At 73.5% G+C, this 17525-nt stretch carries 14 protein-coding genes and 1 pseudogene; 10 read left to right on the top strand and 5 right to left on the bottom strand.

Annotated elements, in window-relative coordinates:
• Positions 1 to 103 precede the first annotated feature (103 nt).
• On the top strand, positions 104 to 1585 hold the full coding sequence (locus AC07DA_RS04985; RefSeq protein ID WP_479124648.1) for a cellulase family glycosylhydrolase: 1482 nt from the start codon (positions 104 to 106) through the stop codon (positions 1583 to 1585).
• A gap of 67 nt (positions 1586 to 1652) precedes the next feature.
• Here AC07DA_RS04985 and AC07DA_RS04980 read toward each other — a convergent pair whose 3' ends face one another.
• Positions 1653 to 1919: a hypothetical protein gene (locus AC07DA_RS04980; protein ID WP_479124647.1), complete on the bottom strand. Its 267-nt coding sequence runs from the start codon at positions 1917 to 1919 to the stop codon at positions 1653 to 1655.
• A 220-nt stretch (positions 1920 to 2139) separates the two neighbouring features.
• On the opposite strand from AC07DA_RS04980, the gene AC07DA_RS04975 reads away from it, so the two are divergent.
• Both AC07DA_RS04975 and AC07DA_RS04970 read left to right on the top strand, forming a co-directional pair.
• Positions 2140 to 3054 carry an AurF N-oxygenase family protein gene (locus tag AC07DA_RS04975; RefSeq protein ID WP_479124645.1) on the top strand — a complete coding sequence of 305 codons (915 nt, stop codon included), beginning with the start codon at positions 2140 to 2142 and terminating at the stop codon, positions 3052 to 3054.
• 40 nt (positions 3055 to 3094) lie between these two features.
• Positions 3095 to 4744 (top strand): FAD-dependent oxidoreductase, encoded by a 1650-nt coding sequence (locus AC07DA_RS04970; RefSeq protein ID WP_479124643.1) that lies wholly within the window; start codon positions 3095 to 3097, stop codon positions 4742 to 4744.
• 193 nt (positions 4745 to 4937) lie between these two features.
• Here AC07DA_RS04970 and AC07DA_RS04965 read toward each other — a convergent pair whose 3' ends face one another.
• On the bottom strand, positions 4938 to 6404 hold the full coding sequence (locus AC07DA_RS04965; protein WP_479124641.1) for a C40 family peptidase: 1467 nt from the start codon (positions 6402 to 6404) through the stop codon (positions 4938 to 4940).
• Between the two features lie 218 nt (positions 6405 to 6622).
• On the opposite strand from AC07DA_RS04965, the pseudogene AC07DA_RS04960 reads away from it, so the two are divergent.
• The 3 genes and pseudogenes from AC07DA_RS04960 to AC07DA_RS04950 form a co-directional block, all read left to right on the top strand.
• Positions 6623 to 6811, top strand: a pseudogene (locus AC07DA_RS04960) (hypothetical protein); the annotation flags it as partial.
• Positions 6812 to 6842: 31 nt separating this feature from the next.
• Entirely contained in the window at positions 6843 to 7445 is a 603-nt protein-coding gene (locus tag AC07DA_RS04955) for a glycoside hydrolase family 71/99 protein (RefSeq protein ID WP_479124639.1), read from the top strand.
• Between the two features lie 260 nt (positions 7446 to 7705).
• The gene (locus AC07DA_RS04950; RefSeq protein WP_479124637.1) at positions 7706 to 9583 is read left to right on the top strand and encodes a LamG-like jellyroll fold domain-containing protein; all 1878 of its coding nucleotides are present in this window, start codon (positions 7706 to 7708) and stop codon (positions 9581 to 9583) included.
• Between the two features lie 33 nt (positions 9584 to 9616).
• Here AC07DA_RS04950 and AC07DA_RS04945 read toward each other — a convergent pair whose 3' ends face one another.
• Positions 9617 to 12193 carry an FtsX-like permease family protein gene (locus AC07DA_RS04945; protein ID WP_479124635.1) on the bottom strand — a complete coding sequence of 859 codons (2577 nt, stop codon included), beginning with the start codon at positions 12191 to 12193 and terminating at the stop codon, positions 9617 to 9619.
• Positions 12193 to 12981: an ABC transporter ATP-binding protein gene (locus AC07DA_RS04940; RefSeq protein ID WP_479124633.1), complete on the bottom strand. Its 789-nt coding sequence runs from the start codon at positions 12979 to 12981 to the stop codon at positions 12193 to 12195. Before AC07DA_RS04940 ends, AC07DA_RS04945 begins: the two co-directional genes overlap by 1 nt.
• Before the next feature lie 271 nt (positions 12982 to 13252).
• Here AC07DA_RS04940 and AC07DA_RS04935 point away from each other — a divergent pair, with 271 nt between their 5' ends.
• The 4 genes from AC07DA_RS04935 (at position 13253) to AC07DA_RS04920 (ending at position 15930) form a co-directional block, all read left to right on the top strand.
• A complete protein-coding gene (locus AC07DA_RS04935; protein ID WP_479124631.1) occupies positions 13253 to 14554 on the top strand; it encodes a sensor histidine kinase in 1302 nt (433 codons plus the stop codon).
• Positions 14526 to 15209: a response regulator gene (locus AC07DA_RS04930; RefSeq protein WP_479124630.1), complete on the top strand. Its 684-nt coding sequence runs from the start codon at positions 14526 to 14528 to the stop codon at positions 15207 to 15209. The genes AC07DA_RS04935 and AC07DA_RS04930 overlap by 29 nt, the downstream gene beginning before the upstream one ends.
• Before the next feature lie 99 nt (positions 15210 to 15308).
• On the top strand, positions 15309 to 15590 hold the full coding sequence (locus tag AC07DA_RS04925) for a hypothetical protein (protein ID WP_479124629.1): 282 nt from the start codon (positions 15309 to 15311) through the stop codon (positions 15588 to 15590).
• Between the two features lie 214 nt (positions 15591 to 15804).
• On the top strand, positions 15805 to 15930 hold the full coding sequence (locus AC07DA_RS04920; RefSeq protein WP_479124627.1) for a hypothetical protein: 126 nt from the start codon (positions 15805 to 15807) through the stop codon (positions 15928 to 15930).
• Positions 15931 to 16031: 101 nt separating this feature from the next.
• On the opposite strand, the gene AC07DA_RS04915 is transcribed toward AC07DA_RS04920, so the two are convergent.
• Complete coding sequence (locus tag AC07DA_RS04915) at positions 16032 to 17465, bottom strand: cellulose binding domain-containing protein (protein WP_479124626.1); 1434 nt, start codon at positions 17463 to 17465, stop codon at positions 16032 to 16034.
• Positions 17466 to 17525 lie beyond the last annotated feature (60 nt).

Genomic DNA, 17525 nt, shown 5'->3' with positions numbered 1-17525 from the left:
TGGAATCATTAGGAACGTTTCCTTCCAGTGGAACGCGGTCGTCCCCCCCTGCTTTCCGCGGCCGCGGGATCCCCACCCCCCTCCCGATGGAGTGAGTCTGACCATGAGTTGGCTACGCTCGTCCCCTCCCGCCCCGCGCGGCACCGGCACCGCCGTGGCACTGGCCCTCGCCCTGGCCACCGCGCTCCCCGCCACCGCCGCCGTCTCGGCGGAACAAGCGGCCCCGGCCTCCGCCCCACCCCGCGCCGCCACCGTGCACGAAGCGGAATCCGCCACCGTCTCCCGTGGTGCGGTCGAGTCGAACCACCCCGGCTTCACCGGGCACGGCTTCGTCAACTACGAGAACGTCCAGGGCAGTTATGTTCAGTGGACCGTCAACGCGACGCAGGCCGGACCGGCCGCCCTCACCCTGCGGTTCGCCAACGGCACCGCCACCAACCGCCCGATGGACATCGCGGTGAACGGGGTGGCAGCCGCCGGCCGAGCCTTCCAGGGCACGGGCGCGTGGGCCAACTGGAGCACCACCACGCTCAACGTGAACCTCAAGGCCGGGGCGAACACCATCAGAGCGACCGCCACGACCGCCCACGGCGGGCCGAACGTCGACCACGTCTCCCTGGACGCCCCCGGCGGGCCGGCCGGTGACACACCCGCCGCCGTCAACGGACAGCTGCGGGTGTGCGGAACCAGGCTGTGCAACCAGTACGGCAGGCCCGTACAGCTCCGCGGCATGAGCAGCCACGGCACCCAGTGGTACAGCCAGTGCCTCACCAGCGGATCACTGGACGCCCTGGCCAAGGACTGGAACGCCGACGTCCTGCGGGTGTCCACCTACGTGCAGGAGGGCGGCTACGAAACCGACCCCCGGCGCTTCACCGACCTGGTGCACAGCCTGGTCGAACAGGCCACCGCGCGCGGTCTCTACGTGATCGTGGACTGGCACCAGCTCACCCCGGGCGACCCCCACTACAACCTGTCCCGCGCCAGGACCTTCTTCACCGAGATCGCCCAGCGCCACGGGAGCAAGACCAACCTGCTGTACGAGATCGCCAACGAACCCAACGGCGTGAGCTGGGCGAGGATCAAGTCCTACGCGGAACAGCTGATCCCCGTGATCCGGCAGCACGATCCCGAGACCCCCGTCCTCGTCGGCACCCGCGCCTGGTCCTCACTCGGCGTCTCCGACGGCAGCAACGAGAGCGAGATCACGGCCAGCCCCGTCAACGCCTCCAACATCCTGTACACGTTCCACTTCTACGCGTCCTCGCACCGCGAGGAGTACCTCGAGACCCTGTCGCGAGCCGCCGACAAGCTGCCCGTGTTCGTGACCGAGTTCGGCACGCAGAACTCCGCCGGTGAGGGCGAGAACGACTTCGCCATGGCCAAGCGCTACCTCGACCTGATGGCGGCGAAGAAGATCAGCTGGGTCAACTGGAACTTCTCCGACGACGAGCGCTCCGGGGCCGTGTTCAAGCCCGGCACGTGCCGCGCCGACGGACCCTGGACCGGCACGGCGCAGCTGAAGCCGGCCGGGGCGTGGATCAGGGACCAGATCCGCACCCCCGACGACTTCCCGACCAGCTGACCGCCTCCGCAACCAGCCCCGCCCGTCGCGCCCGGACGGGCGGGGCCCGCGGGTCCGAGCGGCCCGGTCAGGGACTGTCGCCCCGCCAGTCCAGGCGGCGGCCGTCGGCCGAACGGAGCGCGTACCGCGCCCGGCCACCCGGGCCGTGCGCCCCTATCTCCGTACGCAGGGCCACCCCCTCCCGCAGCTCCCGCTCGGGGCGCCCGGTGACGTCCAGCAACAGCCCGTCCAGCGGGCCGCCGACCAGTTCCGCGTAGACACGGTCCGGCCGGGGCCCGGCGTCGTCGTGGTCGGCGCCGTACACCCGGCCCCGCATGATCTCCGCCCAGTCCATGCGGGCAGCATCGCACCCGCCACTGACAACGACGTGCCCGCGGAACACCCGCGGAAGACCCGGGCGCCCTCCTCCTTACTCGGGGGTAGGCTCAGCGCGCCCCCTTGTTATACATTCCGTCTAACAAGAGCCCGGGGCGCCGACGACGCCGCCGGAGCCTCGTGATCGCATGCGCCACGGACGGGGACGGACCGTCACTCGAGACTGAGGAGTTGGGAGCATGGCAAGCAGCACGGCCCGGCCGGGCGCCGAGCACGACACCCAGGCCGGTGAGGTCGCCGGCCGACTGCTCGATTCGGCCGCGACACTCTCCTACGACCCCCTGACGGAGGTCGACTGGGAGACCCCGCTGGACAAGGACTTCCACGGCGCCAGCCCGGAATGGAGCACCCTGTACGGGACCTCGTACTGGAACGAGCTGACCGAGGCGCAGCGCAAGGAGCTGACGCGGCAGGAAGCCGCCTCCGTGGCCAGCACCGGCATCTGGTTCGAGATGATCCTCCAGCAGCTGATCCTCCGGGACGTCTACGCCAAGAACCCGACCGACGAGAGGGTCCAGTGGGCCCTCACCGAGATCGCGGACGAGTGCCGGCACTCGATCATGTTCGCGCGCGGCGCCAGGAAGCTGCAGGCGCCGGCCTACCGCCCGCCCCGCGTGGCGCTCGAACTGGGCCGCGCCTTCAAGACCTTGGCGTTCGGCGAGGCCGCCTACGCGGCCATCCTCGTCGCCGAGGAGGTCCTCGACGTCATGCAGCGCGACTGGATGCGCGACGAGCGGGTCGTGCCGTTCGTCAGGACCATCAACAACATCCATGTGGTCGAGGAGTCGCGCCACATGAAGTTCGCCCGCGAGGAGACGCGGCGGCACCTGGCGAAGGCGGGGCGGGTCCGCCGGCACATCCACGCGTTCGTGATAGCCGTGGCCGCCTACGTCATCGTGACCAGCATGGTGAACAAGTCCGTGTACGCCAACGCCGGACTGGACCCCGAGCGTGCGCTGGCCGAGGCACGCGCCAACGAGCACCACAAGGCGATGATGCGCTCCAGCTGCGCCGGCCTGATGGAGTTCCTGGCCTCGGCCGGGCTGCTCACGAAGCCGGCCCTGGCGTTCTACCAGCGTGCCCACCTGATCTGACCGGCCCACCGGCAGCGCTGTTCGAACAGAGCGGACCCCCATGACCTACGCCATCACCCAGACCTGCTGCGCCGACGCCACCTGTGTCGCCGTCTGCCCCGTCAACTGCATCCACCCGACACCCCAGGAACGGGCGTTCGGCAGCACCGAGATGCTCCACGTGGACCCCAGGGCCTGCATCGACTGCGGCGCGTGCGCGGACGCGTGCCCGGTGGACGCCATCGTCCCCGTGGACCGGCTGACCGGCCCGCAGAAGGCGTACGCCGAGATCAACGCCGCCTACTTCGCCGGCACCCCGGCCCCCGAGGCCGCCGAGGACAGCCCGAACTTCCACGCGTGGGACCGGCCGGTGTTCGACCGGGCCCTGCCGGCCGACTTCCGCCCCCTGCGCATAGCCGTCGTGGGCACGGGACCGGCCGGGATGTACACCGCCCAGGACCTGCTCCTGCACACCAACGCCGAGGTCACCCTCGTGGACCGGCTGCCGGTCACGGGCGGCCTCGTGCGGTACGGAGTCGCCCCCGACCACCCCGCGACCAAGAAGATCGGTGACGCCTTCGCCCGCTTCCACAGTCATCCCCGGGTGCGGATGCTGCTGGGGCTGGAGGTCGGCGCACAGGTGTCGGCGCAGGAGATCGCCGCGCACCACGACGCCGTCGTGTACGCGGTGGGAGCGTCGGGCGACCGGCGTCTGGGCGTGCCCGGGGAGGACCTGGCGGGCAGTGTGTCCGCCGCGACATTCGTGGCCTGGTACAACGCCCATCCCGATGTCGCCCCCGACGCGGTCGACCTGTCCGCCGAGCGCGTGGTCGTGGTGGGCAACGGCAACGTCGCCCTCGACGTCGCCCGCCTCCTGGTCACCGACCCGGAGCGGCTCGCCGGTACCGACATCGCCGATCACGCGCTGCGCGCCCTGCGCGACTCCGCCGTCCGCGAGGTCGTGGTCCTGGGCCGCCGGGGCCCGGAGAACGCCGCCTGCACCCGGCCGGAACTGCTCGCCCTCACCCACCTGCCGGGGGTGGACCTGGTCGTCGACGACCACGACCCGCGCGTCGGCGGCGCCATCGACACGGCCGGACCGCAGGGGCCCGCCGCCGTCCTGCGGGGGGTGCGGCGCGAGAAGGTCGACTGGTCGCAGCCGCCCGCTGCGGGCCGCCGTATCGTGCTGCGCTTCCACTCCGCGCCCACGGAGCTCGTCGGGGACGACGACGCCCGGGTGCGGGCCGTGCGCGTCACCGGGGCGAGCGGCGACGCGGTGCTGTCCGCCACCGCGGTGTTCCGGGCCATCGGCTACCGGGGAACGCCGGTGCCGGGACTGCCCTTCGACGAGGAGACCGGAACCGTCCCCCACGACAAGGGCCGGGTGGCCGGGGTGCCCGGCGCCTACGTCGTGGGGTGGATCAAACGGGGGTCGTCGGGAGGCATCGGCGCCAACCGGGCGTGCGCCGCCGAAACCGTGACCAGTCTGCTGGCCGACGCCGTCGAAGGGGTGCTCACTCCGCCCGCCCACCCGGCGAGGGCCTTCCCGCGTCTGGCGCGGCGCCGCGCTCCGCATCTCGTGGAGGCCCGCGGCCTCGCGGCGATCGACCGGGCCGAGCGTCTGCGCGGCGGACGCGACGGCAGACCACGCGGCAAACTCGCGACGGTCACGGACCTGGTCGCGGCGTCCCGGCGCCGCTCAGTGCGGTGAGGGACGGACGCCCGCCCCGGTAGGCGTGCCACGGGCGCTGCCGGACCGGCGCGGGCCCGGCGGCACTCGGATCAACAGGGCCGGAGCCCAGCACATGCCGTCCCTTCGGCATCGCATCGGCAACACGATGCGGACGCAGGCCGATCCGCGGATGCGGGTGCGCATCCGCGGCCGGCGGCACGAAGGGACCGCGTCAGGCCGGACGGACCGCCCCCTTGATCGCCGACTGGCCGGCGAAGAAGACCGACTCCTCGCGGATGAGCGCGCCCGGCCCCGGGGCGTGGATCATCCTGCCGTCGCCGCTCCAGATGCCGACGTGGCCGAGGGCGTCGTTGGCATCGTCGGCGTCGTTGGCGTCGCGGAAGAAGACCAGGTCCCCGATCCGGACGTCGGCGAGCGAGACCTGCACGCCCGCCTCCCACTGGGCCCGGACCGTACGGGGCAGCGTGACACCGGCGGTCCTCCACGCCGCCTGGGCGAGCCCGGGCCCGTCGTACGATCCCGGCCCGACCGCGCCCCAGACACAGGGCCGGCCGATCTGTGCCCGCGCGAAGGCGATCACCCGCTCGGCCTGGGTACGGTGACCGGCGTCCGGCGCGGGCCAGGAGCCACCGGTCACCGCCGGTGCGGCGGAGGCGGGCACGGCCACCGGCCCGGGCGGGACGGCGGGGACCGCCATGCCGGCCGGCTCGGGCGGCGCGAGAGGCGCGGGCATGATGGCCGTCTCAGGCAGTGGGACGGGCGCGGGCATGATGTCCGGCTCGGGCGGCGCGAAGGGCGTGGGCATGGTGGCCGGCTCGGACGGTACCGCCGGGGCGGGGGCCGCGAAGGCGGACACGGAGATGTCCGGCAGGACGGCGTCATGGGCCGCGGTGGGTCCGAGTGCGTCGGCCGACGGACCGGAGGGGCGGTAAGCGGTGGGATCGGCCGGCGCGGCGGTGGCGTACGGCGCTGTCGCGACGGTCGGGGGAAGGTCCCCGAACGTCTCCGCCGCGCTTGCCGGGAACTCCGCCCGGTAGGTACCCGCCCCGAGGTCCGGGGCGACGGGCGGCGCCACGGCCGGCCGCGCGCCGGGCAGCGCGCCGGGCTCCGGGACGGACGCCGACACGGGCTCGTACAGCGGCCACGCCGTCGCGTCGTCACCGCCCAGAACCGGCTGCGCGCCGGTGCGCCACTCGCCCTCGTCCCGCCGGGCCTCCCCTGCCACGGTCGACTCTGCGCGCGGTCCCGGGAGTTGGGGCAGGGAACCGGTGGGCGGCGTCTGTCCCGGTCCCCCGGTCAGCTCCCGAAGGCCACCGGCGGGCGCCTTGGCCGCTTCGAGGGCGAGGGACTCCGGGGCGCGTTCCACCGGGCGCACGGGGTCCGCCGGCCGGGGCGGCCGGTCGGGACGGACCGGTGACCGCCTCTCCGGCTGCGACGCCGACACCGTGGTGCCGAGTTTGGCCCGGGCGGCGTCGAACCACTGGCGGGCCAGGGTTCCGATCGCCGGCTCCGCCTCCTCCTGGGACCGGCCGCGGGCCACCGTGCCGCGCTGGCGCGGAATGGCGGCGGCTGCGCGGGTGGCGTTGAAGGTGCCCGTGTCGTTCTCGGCCCGGTCGTAGAGGCTGTCGACGTACCGCCGGACCTCCTCGGGGCTCGGCCCCTCGATCTCAGTCGCCAACGCGGGCACCACCAGACCGCGCCGGCCGCGCCACGGCGGTGGGGACCTCCGCGGCACGGAAGTCGACCTGGGCCGCGCAGCCGGCCATCGGCGGGCGCGAGATTCGTTCCGACGCCATGGGCAAGCGCGCTCCTTCCGTCCAGGAGTGCACGAACTCGCCTGTCGATCGATGGAAGTCGTGCACGCAGTGGCCAACTTAGCCAACTTGTGAGCCTTCCGTGAAGATCGAAGCCCGAAACGCCCGATATGATGCTGTGACCTTGGCCCCTTCCGCAGCGCCGGCGTGCGCGGCGTCGCGGCCGGCAAACCGGCTGGCACGGGGCGTGCTCGACGCGGCCCGGGAGCACGGCATCGAGGTGGCCTGGCACCTGGAACCGTATCCGGGCCGCACCGGGGCGTCGACGGCCGCCGACATCGCGTACCTCAACAGCACCCACGGTGACCACCCGGCGTTCCACCGCTCGGCGGACCACGGGGGCAAGGGCGTGTTCTTCCGTCTTCCAGAGCCTCGACATCGCCGACTGGGCGGCGCTGGACCGGGTGACCGGCACGGACATCGTCCTCGCCCAGACCACGGACACCACGCGGATCGCGCACTTCTCCGGCATGTACACCTACGACGGCATCGCGGACGGCATCGCGGGTGCCACGGCACCCGGCTGGAAGCAGGCCGGTGACCACGCCCGGGCCCATGGGCTGATCTGGGCCCCGTCCGTCGCGCCGGGCTACCTCGACGACCGGGCGGTGCCGGGCGATGCCACGCCCACCGTGGAGCGCGCCGACGGCGCGGCGTACGACCGGCAGTGGTCCAACGCCCTGGATCCGGCGGTCGGTGGGTCCCCGACCTGGGTGTCGGTGACCTCGTTCAACGAGTGGCACGAGGGGAGTTCCATCGAACCGGCCGACTCCTCCCCGCCCGCCGGCCACGGCTACCGGACGCACAGCGGTGCCTACGGGCAGACGGGAGAAGCGGCGCAGACGGCCTATCTGGACCGCACGGCGTACTGGGCCGGCCGCTTCCGGGAGGTGACCGCCGACTAGGGCCGACGAGGGGACTGCCCGGCCGCGGCCTTCGGTGCGGCCGGGCGGTGCGGTGCGGCCGGCCACCGTCGGCCGTCACCGCGACGCCCGGCACAGCGGCGAGGGCCACGCGTCGGACGCGCCCGTCGGCGCGGGTGCCCTCGGTCCCGTGTCCGGCGCCTTCCTTGTTCGGGACGCGTTCAGTTGACCGTCCCGGCCCCGTCACGGCAGCGGGAGACAGTGTCCGCGGACCGGTCACCACCTGCGACAAGGAGCGCGGCATGACTCCCGCCGATTCCCCTCGACCCCACAGACGCAGCCTGCTGCAGGCCGCCGTGGCGATGCCCGCCGCCGGCGCCGTGAGCACCACCGTGTCGGCCGCCGGCGCCGTGCCCGCGCACGCCGCCGCCGACGCGGCGCGCCCGGGTCGCTTCGACCCCCTCTCGCCGCGGTTCGCCCTCGCCGTACTGCCCGACACGCAGTACCTGTTCGACGCCGACAGCGCCGACCCGGAGCCGCTGCGGGCCACGTTCCGGTACCTGGTGGATCGGCGCGGGGACGCCAACCTGGCCTTCATGACGCACCTGGGCGACATCACCGAGCACGGCACCCGCGAGGAGATCGAACTCGCGGCGCGCGCCTTCCGCCTGATCGACGGTCGCCTGCCGTACAGCGTCCTGGCCGGGAACCACGACATCGCCTCCGGCGACGACCAGCGGGGCGACACCCCCTACCTGCAGGCCTTCGGACCGCACCGGTTCGCGTCAGCGCCCACCTTCGGCGGCGCCTCCCCCGACGGCTACAACAGCTACCACGTCCTGCGCGCGGCCGGCCGGCAGTGGCTGGTCCTCGCCCTGGACTGGCGGGTGTCCGACGCCGGCCTGCGCTGGGCCCAGGGCATCCTCGACGAGCACCGCCGCCTCCCCGCCATTCTGACCACCCACGACCTGGTGTGGGCCGAGGACGACGGCACGGCGCATCTGTCGGACCACGGCTCCCGCATGTGGAACGAGCTCATCCGGGGCAACGACCAGATCTTCCTGGCGCTCGGAGGGCACTACTGGCCGCCCGGCCGCACCATCCTGGCCAACGACTTCGACAACGATGTCCACCTGCACATCGCCAACTACCAGGACCGGTACTACGGCGGCGCGGGCATGATCCGCCTCTACGGCTTCGACCTCGTACGCGGTGTCATCGACGTGGAGACGTTCTCCCCGTGGTTCCTGGGACGCGAGGCGGCCGACCGCACCCCGCTGGAGGCCGAGACGCTCGAACTGACCGGTCCCGTGGACCGGTTCAGCCTGGACATCGACTTCGCCGACCGCTTCCGGCGCTTCGCGCCCCCCGCCGCGCCCAAGCCGCGGCCGGCGTCCGCCGTCATGCCGCGTGGCACGCTCGCCTACTGGCGGTTCGATGCCTCCGGAGCGGCCCTGCCGGCGGCGGGCGTGCCCGTCCCGGACGGCACCGTCGTACGTGACCTGTCCGGCAACGGCAACGACCTCACCGTCAGCCGGCCGCACGCGGGGGACCCGCAGTTGCTCACCGTCTCGGCCGATCACCACCCCGGGCAGCCCGCGCACGCCAGTCTCCGCTTCGGCGGAGGCAAGAACCCCGACCGCGCGGCCGTCCTCACCACCGGGCCCCGCGCCCGTCTCAACAGCGAGAAGTTCCTGCGCGGCTACACCATCGAGACGTTCGTGCGGCTGCCCGAGCCGTTCGAGGGCGACCACGCGTGGATGGGCATCCTCAGCTGGCAGGGCCGCAGCGGTGACGCGGGCAAGACCACCGGCTGGTCCCCGCTGGAGCCCACGTGCAGCCTCAACGTCTCCCCGGAGCGCTTCCTCCAGTTCGTGGTCTACCCGGAGCGGCAGGACGCCGACCCGACTTCGTGGAGCCATGCGATCCCGGTCGGGCGCTGGACGCACATCGCCGTCGTCAACGACGCCCGCCGCACCGTCGTGTACGTGGACGGCTCCAGGATCGCCCGCAACCCCACCCAGCCGTCGACCGGCATCGCCACGCTCGGCAAGCCCTTCGTGCTCGGTGCCACCCCGTTCGACGAGAAGTTCGGGCAGGGTTTCTACGGCTGGATGGGCGACACCCGCATCGTCGGGCGTCCGCTGCGCCCGGCCGAGTTCCTCGCTCCCGTCGACTGACCCCGGTGTCGCCCCTCCGCGGCGGCGCGCTCGTCACTCCTTCATCCCGATGGCGTCCACCGGACGGACCCGGAGCAGCAGCCGGGTGGGCAGCATCGCGCCCGCCACCGTCAGCAGTGCCGTCGATCCGACGATCGCGAGCCAGCCCACCGGCGGCACCGTCGGCCACGGGCCGCCGGTCAGCGCCAGCGCGATCAGGACCAGCGGCGGAACGGACAGCAGGGTGCCCAGGCCCGCACCGACGGCGACCACCGTGAGGCTCTCGCGCCGCACCATGGACAGCACCTGCGCACGGCTGCTGCCGGTCAGCCGCAGCAGCGCGAACTCGCGGCGGCGGCTCGCGGTGTTCATCGCCTGCGTGTTGAGGACGGTCAGCGCCGTGTAGGCGATGATCACAGCGACCACCACGTAGTTCACCCAGGCCGTCGCCCGCTGTTCCTCGACCTGGGCGTCGGCCGCCAGTGCCCCGCTCAGCGCGGTGCCCGGATAGGCCGCTGCCAGGGCGGAGAGTTCACGTCCGGTGGCCGCGGCCGCGCCGGACGCCGAGCGGATCAGGACCGACTGGTCCACTTGGGCGGTGGTGTGGGCCAGGAGCAGGTCGTGGTCGAAGGTGAGGTCGGCGAAGCCGAGTCCCCTGCCGTACACGGCGATCACCTCGCCGGTGAAGGGCGCGCCGTCCCCCAGGTACAGCCGTGCCCGGTCGCCGACGTCCAGCCCCAGCCACGAGGCCGCCGTGGTGCTGAGGGCCACCGTGTCCGGTGCCAGGGCGGAGAGGTCGCCCTTCTGTTCGTCCAGGTCGACGGTGGCGGACAGGGCCGACGGCTGAAGGCCCTGCGCGGTCAGGGAGACGGTCTCCTGCGTGCCGAGGAGCGAGCCCACGCCGACCGCCTTGGAGCGGACCACGCCGGTGGCGGCCGTCACGCCCGGCAGCTCCGCGGCCCGGCGCGCGAGGTCCGGCGACAGGCCGGCGGGAGCGCTGAGCACGTGATCGGCGACCGTGCCGGAGCGGATCTCCTCGGCGGCCGTGTCCAGTTGGGTGGTCTGGGTGAACACGACCGTCGCGGCGAAGGACACGGCCAGGACGAGAGGGGTCACCGCGGCCGCCGTCCGGGCGGCACGGGCGCGGGAGTTGACCGCCGCGAGCCAGCCGGTGACACCCGTGCGGAGCAGCAGCGGGGCGAGGAGGTCCACGGCGGCGCGGGCGACCAGGGGCCCGAGGACCGCGGCGGCGATGACGAGGAGCAGGACGAGGGAGTTGGCCAGGCCGACCAGGGTGAGGAAGTCGGTGCGGTAGCCGAGGCCGAGGCCCAGTACGGACACGGCCAGGGCGAGCAGGACACCGCCGGTGATCAGACGGCCCCGGCCGAGGCGGGCGGGCTCGGCGGCGGCCTCGCGCAGGGCCTCCGTCGGGTGCACGCGTGCCGCCCGCCGGGCCGCGACGAGGGCCGCGATCACCGCGGTCAGGACGGTGGCGCCGACGGCCGCGAGGAACGGCAGCGGGCCGACGGCCGGCCGGAAGTCCGGCGGTACCAGTCCGCGCCCGGCGAACTGCCCGCTCAGCCAGTACACGACTCCGGCGCCGAGGGGGCAGCCGAGCACGCCCGCCACCAGGCCGGCCACCGCCGACTCCGCGGTGATCATGCGGTACAGCTGCCCGGGGGTGGTGCCGATCGCGCGCAGCAGGGCCAGTTCGCGGTGCCGGTGGCGCACGGCGAGGGAGGTCGTGGCGCACAGCACGAACACGGCCACGAGCAGGACGTTGCCGCCGATGGCGGTGGACAGTTGCACGAGGTTGGCCGCGCCGACGGCGATGTCGGTGAACTCCGCCTCACCGCGTGCGTCACCCGTGTACACGGCCGCGTGGTGCCCGGCCAGCACCCGTTCCAGGGCGCGCGCCACCTCCGAGGGCGGAGTGCCGGGCGTGGGGAACACGCCGAAGGCGTCGGCGGACGCGCCGGAGCGGGGAGCCAGCCGCTGCATCGCGGCCCCGGAGACGTAGAGCACCGCTTGCCGGGGCGTGCGGTCCCGGTCGAGGGCCACCAGCCCGGTGACCTCGAAGGTGAGCGGGGTGGACGAGGTCATGAGCCGTACGCTGTCGCCGGTCCGCAGCCCCGCCCGGGCCGCGAGACGGCTGTCCAGGACCACCTGCCGGGTGCCCCGTGGGGCGTGCCCCTCGGTGAGGCGGAAACCCCCCAGGACGCGGCTCGACCAGGTGTGCGCCTGCGGCACGGCCCCGTTGGCCCCGGTGACGGCGCGGTCTGCGTCGAGCAGACGGACCGCGACGCGCCGGTCGGGCACCACGGAGGCGACACCGTCGACCGCGGCGAGGTCGCGGGCCAGGGAGACGTCGAGCCGGGGCCGTTCGAGCAGCGGCTGGGAGCTGCGGTAGTCGGATCCGTCGGCGGACTTCACGTCGAGGTCGACGGACTGCCGGCCGGCGACGATCAGCGGTGCCTTCTCGTACCGTTCGGGCGGCAGGGCGGAGCGCAGCCCGGATTCCAGGAGCACACCGCAGGCGCTGATCACGGCCGCGCCGAGCAGGAGCGCGGCGAACGTGGCGGCGAAGGCCCCGCCGCGGGCGCGCAGGGTGGCCAGGGCGATGCGCAGCATCAGCGGGTCCTCCGCAGCTCCGTCATGACGCTCTTGACCTCGGCGGCGGACGGCGAGTCCGCGCGCCGCACCAGGCGCCCGCCGGCGAGGAAGAGGACCTGGTCGGTGTACTGGGCGGCGGCGGGGTCGTGCGTGACCATCACGACGGTCTGGTGCAGGTCGGTGACCGCCCGCCGCAGCAGGGCGAGGACGTCCTCGGCCGTGTCCGGGTCGAGTGCCCCGGTCGGCTCGTCCGCGAAGATCACTTCGGGGCCGGTGATGAGGGCGCGGGCGATGGCGACCCGCTGCTGCTGTCCGCCGGACAGTTCCGCGGGGCGCCGGCCGAGCAGCCCCTCGAGTCCGACCGCGGCGGTGACCCCGCGGACCGAGTCGTGGCCGGTTCCCGCTCCGGCCAGCCGCAGCGGCAGGGTGATGTTCTGCTCCACGGTGAGCGACGGCAGCAGGTTGAAGGCCTGGAAGACGAACCCGATGCGGCTCCGGCGGAACCGGGTGAGCCGCTTCTCGTCCAGCTCGCCGAGATCCTGGCCGCCCAGCTGGACGGTTCCGGACGTCGGCCGGTCCAGTCCGGCGGCGCAGTGCAGGAAGGTGCTCTTCCCCGAGCCGGAAGGGCCCATGACGGCGGTGAAGCCGCCGGCCGGGATGCCGGTGCTCAGGTCGTCGAGTGCGACGACGGCGCCCGGTCCGCGGCCGTACTTCTTGGTCACCCGGGTCAGGCCTACGGCGGTGCGTGACGGGTCGATGCCGATGGGGGCGCCGGGGGACTCTTGCCGGCTGCGCGCTCCGAGCATGGCAAACCTCCAGGTCGTTCGCGGGCGGTGTCCCTCCAGTCCACCGGCGTCGGCGGCCCGGAACCTCCCCCCGCACGTCGAATCACGGCCTCCGCCGGGCGGAGGAGAGGGGCGGCGGCTTCGCCCGTGCGGACGAGGAGGCCCGGCGTCCCCGGGCGCCGCCGTCGCCGCGTCTCCTCCTTACGGAGGGGACCGGAAGGAGGAAGGCCGGCGGGACGGCTCCGACTCCCGGACGGGCAGGTTGGGTGCGCTGGGCCCTTACCGTGGGTGCATGAGAGAACCCGGGTCCCTAGCGGGCCGTCAGGTGCCCGCCGCGGTGACGGACGTGACGCTGGCCGTCCTGGCGGCGGCCGCGTGCCTGGCGCTGCCGGAGGCGGTCCCCCCGGACGGCCTCCCGCTGCGGGAGCCGGATCACTGGTGGTTCGTCCTGGTGGCGTTGTCCACGCTCCCCCTCGCCGTGCACCGGGGGGTGCCCCTGGCCGCCCTGCTGGTGATGGCGGTCGCGGCCGGGACGCTGCAGCACCTGTCCTACGTCCCCCAGCTGGCCGGGCCGGACGGCACGTCGATCGGCCCCACCTACCTGGCCGTGGCCGCCGCCGTGTTCCTGACGGCCGTACGCGGCACACCACGGGTGACGGCCTTCGTCGCGGCCGTGTTCATTCCGCTCAGCGCGCTGGCGGAGGCGTTCCTGGCCCCGGCGGGGCACCGGCTCGCGGCACTGCTGACCGACGCGGTGCTCCTGCTGGCGGCGTGGGCGCTGGGCCGGCTGTCCCGGGCCCGGACGGCCGTCCGGGACGAGGCCATGCAGCGCGCCGCCGCCCTGGAACGCGAGCAGGCGGCCAACGCGCGGGCCGCGGTGATGCAGGAGCGGGCGCGGATCGCCCGTGAGCTGCACGACATCGTGGCCCACAACGTGAGTCTCATGGTCGTGCAGACCATCGCGGCCGACCGGGTCCAGGACCGGTCGCCCGACAAGGCGCACGAACTGCACGCCACCGTCGAGCAGACGGGCCGCGACACGGTCACCGAGCTGCGCCGGCTGCTGGACGTGCTGCGCGCCGACGAGGAGGGCACGCCCTCGACGGAGCCGCCCCAGCCGACCGTCGACGCGCTGCCCTCGCTCGTCGACGCCGTACGGAACGCCACGGGTCTGGACGTCGACTACGAGGTGTCGGGTGATCCGGTGCCGCTGCCCGCGGGGTACCACCTGACGGTGTACCGCGTCGTGCAGGAGGCGCTCACCAACACGGTCAAGCACGCCGGCGCGACACGTACGCGGGTGCGTCTGCTCTGGGAGGAGGAGGCGGGGCGGCTGCACGTGCGCGTCTGCGACGACGGGCCGGGCGACGCCTCCGCCGCCGCCGCACGGACCCCCGTGGCCGGGGAGGGGGCCGGGCATGGTCTGCTGGGCATGCGGGAGCGCATCGCCGCGACGGGCGGCACCCTGCACACGGGTCCCCGGCCGGGCGGCGGCTACTGCGTCCACGCCGTCCTCGACCTGCCCGAGGACGACGGCATCGCGAACAACGGAGGAACGGCCCACCATGCGGTCCATCAGCGTCCTGCTGGCTGACGATCAGCCGATGATCCGGACCGGCTTCCGGTACATCCTGGAGGCGGAGCCGGACATCGAGGTCGTGGGCGAGGCCGCCGACGGCCGGGAGGCCGTCGAGGAGACCCGGCGGCTGTCACCGGACGTCGTCCTCATGGACATCCGCATGCCGCGGATGGACGGGGTCGAGGCGACCCGGCTGATCGCCGAGAGCGGGCTGCCCGGCCGGGTCATCATCCTGACCACGTTCGATCTCGACCAGCACGTGGTCGACGCGCTGCGGGCCGGAGCCAGCAGCTTCCTCGTCAAGGACGGTCCCGCCGACTCCCTGGTGGCGGCCATCCGTACGGTGGCCGCCGGCGAGGCCGTGCTCGCGCCCCGGGTCACCCGGCGCCTGCTGGAGCGGTTCGCGGGCCTGCCCTCGCAGGCCGCTCCTCCCGTCCCGCCGCGCCTGGACGTGCTCACCGGCCGCGAACTGGACGTGCTGCGCACCCTGGCGCGCGGCCTGTCCAACGCGGAGATCGCCGTCGAGCTGGGGATCGGCGAGACGACGGTGAAGACCCACGTCGCCCACATCCTCGACAAGTTGCGGCTGCGGGACCGGGTGCAGGCGGTGATCCTCGCCTACGACTCCGGGCTCGTCACTCCGCGCCCGGGGCGGCCCGATCCGTCCTGACCCCCGGCACCGGGCAACGCCGTGCCCGGTTGTCGCCTCTCACCCCGTGGACCGCCGTGAGGTGCGGTGTGTCCCGACCCGCAAGGAAGGGAGGGTGCTTTGTCCACCCTGGTAGGGCTGTTGGTCGTGCTCGTCGGGCTGACGACCATCGCGACCGTGGAGAGCCGGGCCCGCCGGCTGGAGCGGCGGATGTCCCGGCTGGAGCACAGAGTCGGCCTGCTCATGGAGCACCACGGCGTACCGGACGACGACCCCGCCCTGGCGGAGGTGGCGGCCCTGGTGCGCGCCGGGCAGCACGTCCCGGCGATCAAGAAGTACCGCGAGGCCACCGGCGCCGGGCTGCTGGAGGCCAAGCAGGCGGTGGACCGGCTGCGGCAGTGACCCGGAGCCGGGGGCGGGGGAACGTACGGTGGGCGGCCGTCCTGGCCGCCCACCGTCACGCTCCTGGTCCTCTGCGCGGGCAACGCCGCCGCGGGAGCCCTCCCCTTCGGTGACCGTACGCGCAACGTGAACGGCATGGGCAACCACGCGGAACTGTGAAGGGGCACTGCGCACCGGTACGGCACGCCTCTGCTACCGGCTCGTGAACCGCTTCATGGATGCCGAACCCGCCGAGGGGGCGGGCGACTTCCGGCTGCTGTCCCGCCGGGCGGTCAGCGCGGTGCTCACGCTGACCGAGCCGAACCTCATGCTCGCCGGCCCCCGGCGTTCAGAGCAGTGAGGCGGGCGGACCGGTCTCCGGTGCCGGCGCACCGGGCCGGCCCGCGGGGGAGGCTGCCCGCACCGGGGCGGGCAGCCGTGCTCACGCGGGGGCCGGCCGGGCTAGCTGGTGGGAACCGTGTCCTCGAAGGTGGTTCCGGCGGCGCGGTAGGCGTTGATCTTCGCGGTGACCTGGGCCGGAGTCAGCACCTGGTCCTTGACGTGCAGGACGTAGTCGACCTGCTCGTCGTAGGCGCGCGGCGTGGTGCTGGTCTGGCCCGCGAGGTCGATCAGCCACTGGTTGAAGTTGATCGACATGGGGCGCTCGGGCAGGTAGGCGGCGTCGTGGGTGCCGAAGAGCTGTCCGTCGAGGTAGTACTTGATGCTGCTGTTGTCGATGGTGAGCACCAGGTCGTGCCAGCCCGCGTGGCTCTGCCGGGACTCGGTGTGCTGGTTGACGGCCTGCCACGGGTCGGGGTTGTAGGTCTCCCAGGACGTCGTGTAGAGGATGTGGGCGGGCTCGCCCCAGCCGCCGTTGGGCAGGTACTCGAAGTCGTACTCGGCGTAGTCGTCGGCCATGGGGGCCTTGAGGTCGTTGATGGTGAAGAAGGTCTGGACGAGGTGGTCGCCGTCCGGGCCGGAGACGGGGGCGTCGGAGAACCTGACGCGGGCGGCGTAGGTGCCGTTCTTGAACTTCATGGCCTTGGTGAGGACTTCGGTGTGCCGGGTGCTCTCGGGTGTGCCGGCCGTGGAGGTCCGCAGGTTCATCACGGAGTTGCCGCCGGAACTGGCGAAGGTCACGTTCTCGGGGGCCCAGGTGGCTCCGGGCACCCCGGGTCCGCCGGAGTTGGACCGGACGCTCCAGCCGTTCGCGGAGATCCTGGGGTCGCCGGAGCCGGTGTAGTTGAAGTCGTCGAAGAGGCTCTGTCCGCCGGCCGGTGGGTCCGTGGGCGGGTCGGTGGGCGGATCGGTCGGGTCGTTGCCCTCGGGGGCCGTGCCCCACACCGTGCTGCCGGAGACCTGGGCGGTGACCTTCGGCCAGTCGGCGTACGTGGTGCGCGAGGCGCTGAACGAGTAGTCGTCGCTCTGTTGGAGCGTCTGCCAGTCGGCGCGGTGGAAGCGCAGTTGCATGTCCCCGGTGTCGGCGCCGGGGGCGAGGCTGCCGGCCCCCGCGGTGAAGCCGATGTCGAGGTAGCGGTCGGCGGTGGCCGTGGGACGGGCGAGGGTGCCGAAGGTGCCGGTGATGTGCGCGCAGCCCCTGACCGCCCAGGAGCAGGCGAAGCGGTAGGCCGCACCGGGCGAGTCGGCCTTGAAGTAGTAGCGCACCTTGACGGCGGAGAGCTGGAGCGGGGCGGTCCCGGTGTTCCTGACCTTCAGCCAGGGTTCGGACTGGTCCGCCGTGGCGGAGCCGGCGCTGGTGCGGTACTGGACGGTGACGGATTCCCCGGCGGCGCTGGCCGTGCCGGTCAGGCCGGCGAGGCCGGTGGTTCCGGTGGCCAGGGCCACGGCGGCGGCTGCGGCGACGCGCCATCTGCGGGGAGCGGTGGGCCGATGCATGCTCGTTCCTTTCCCGGGTGGGATCTGGTGGTCCTGCCGCTCGGTGGGGCCGGGCGGCAG

The organism is Streptomyces sp. NPDC044921 (assembly GCF_056432865.1).
The sequence above is the reverse complement of the archived record's forward strand: the minus strand, read 5'-3'. Positions and strand labels throughout refer to the sequence as shown.

Coding starts and splice junctions, on each gene's coding strand:
- AC07DA_RS04935 (WP_479124631.1), top strand. CDS start 13,253: ATGAGAGAACCCGGGTCCCTAGCGGGCCGTCAGGTGCCCGCCGCGGTG.
- AC07DA_RS04970 (WP_479124643.1), top strand. CDS start 3,095: ATGACCTACGCCATCACCCAGACCTGCTGCGCCGACGCCACCTGTGTC.
- AC07DA_RS04920 (WP_479124627.1), top strand. CDS start 15,805: ATGGATGCCGAACCCGCCGAGGGGGCGGGCGACTTCCGGCTGCTGTCC.
- AC07DA_RS04975 (WP_479124645.1), top strand. CDS start 2,140: ATGGCAAGCAGCACGGCCCGGCCGGGCGCCGAGCACGACACCCAGGCC.
- AC07DA_RS04940 (WP_479124633.1), bottom strand. CDS start 12,981: ATGCTCGGAGCGCGCAGCCGGCAAGAGTCCCCCGGCGCCCCCATCGGC.
- AC07DA_RS04945 (WP_479124635.1), bottom strand. CDS start 12,193: ATGCTGCGCATCGCCCTGGCCACCCTGCGCGCCCGCGGCGGGGCCTTC.
- AC07DA_RS04915 (WP_479124626.1), bottom strand. CDS start 17,465: ATGCATCGGCCCACCGCTCCCCGCAGATGGCGCGTCGCCGCAGCCGCC.
- AC07DA_RS04950 (WP_479124637.1), top strand. CDS start 7,706: ATGACTCCCGCCGATTCCCCTCGACCCCACAGACGCAGCCTGCTGCAG.
- AC07DA_RS04985 (WP_479124648.1), top strand. CDS start 104: ATGAGTTGGCTACGCTCGTCCCCTCCCGCCCCGCGCGGCACCGGCACC.
- AC07DA_RS04930 (WP_479124630.1), top strand. CDS start 14,526: ATGCGGTCCATCAGCGTCCTGCTGGCTGACGATCAGCCGATGATCCGG.
- AC07DA_RS04980 (WP_479124647.1), bottom strand. CDS start 1,919: ATGGACTGGGCGGAGATCATGCGGGGCCGGGTGTACGGCGCCGACCAC.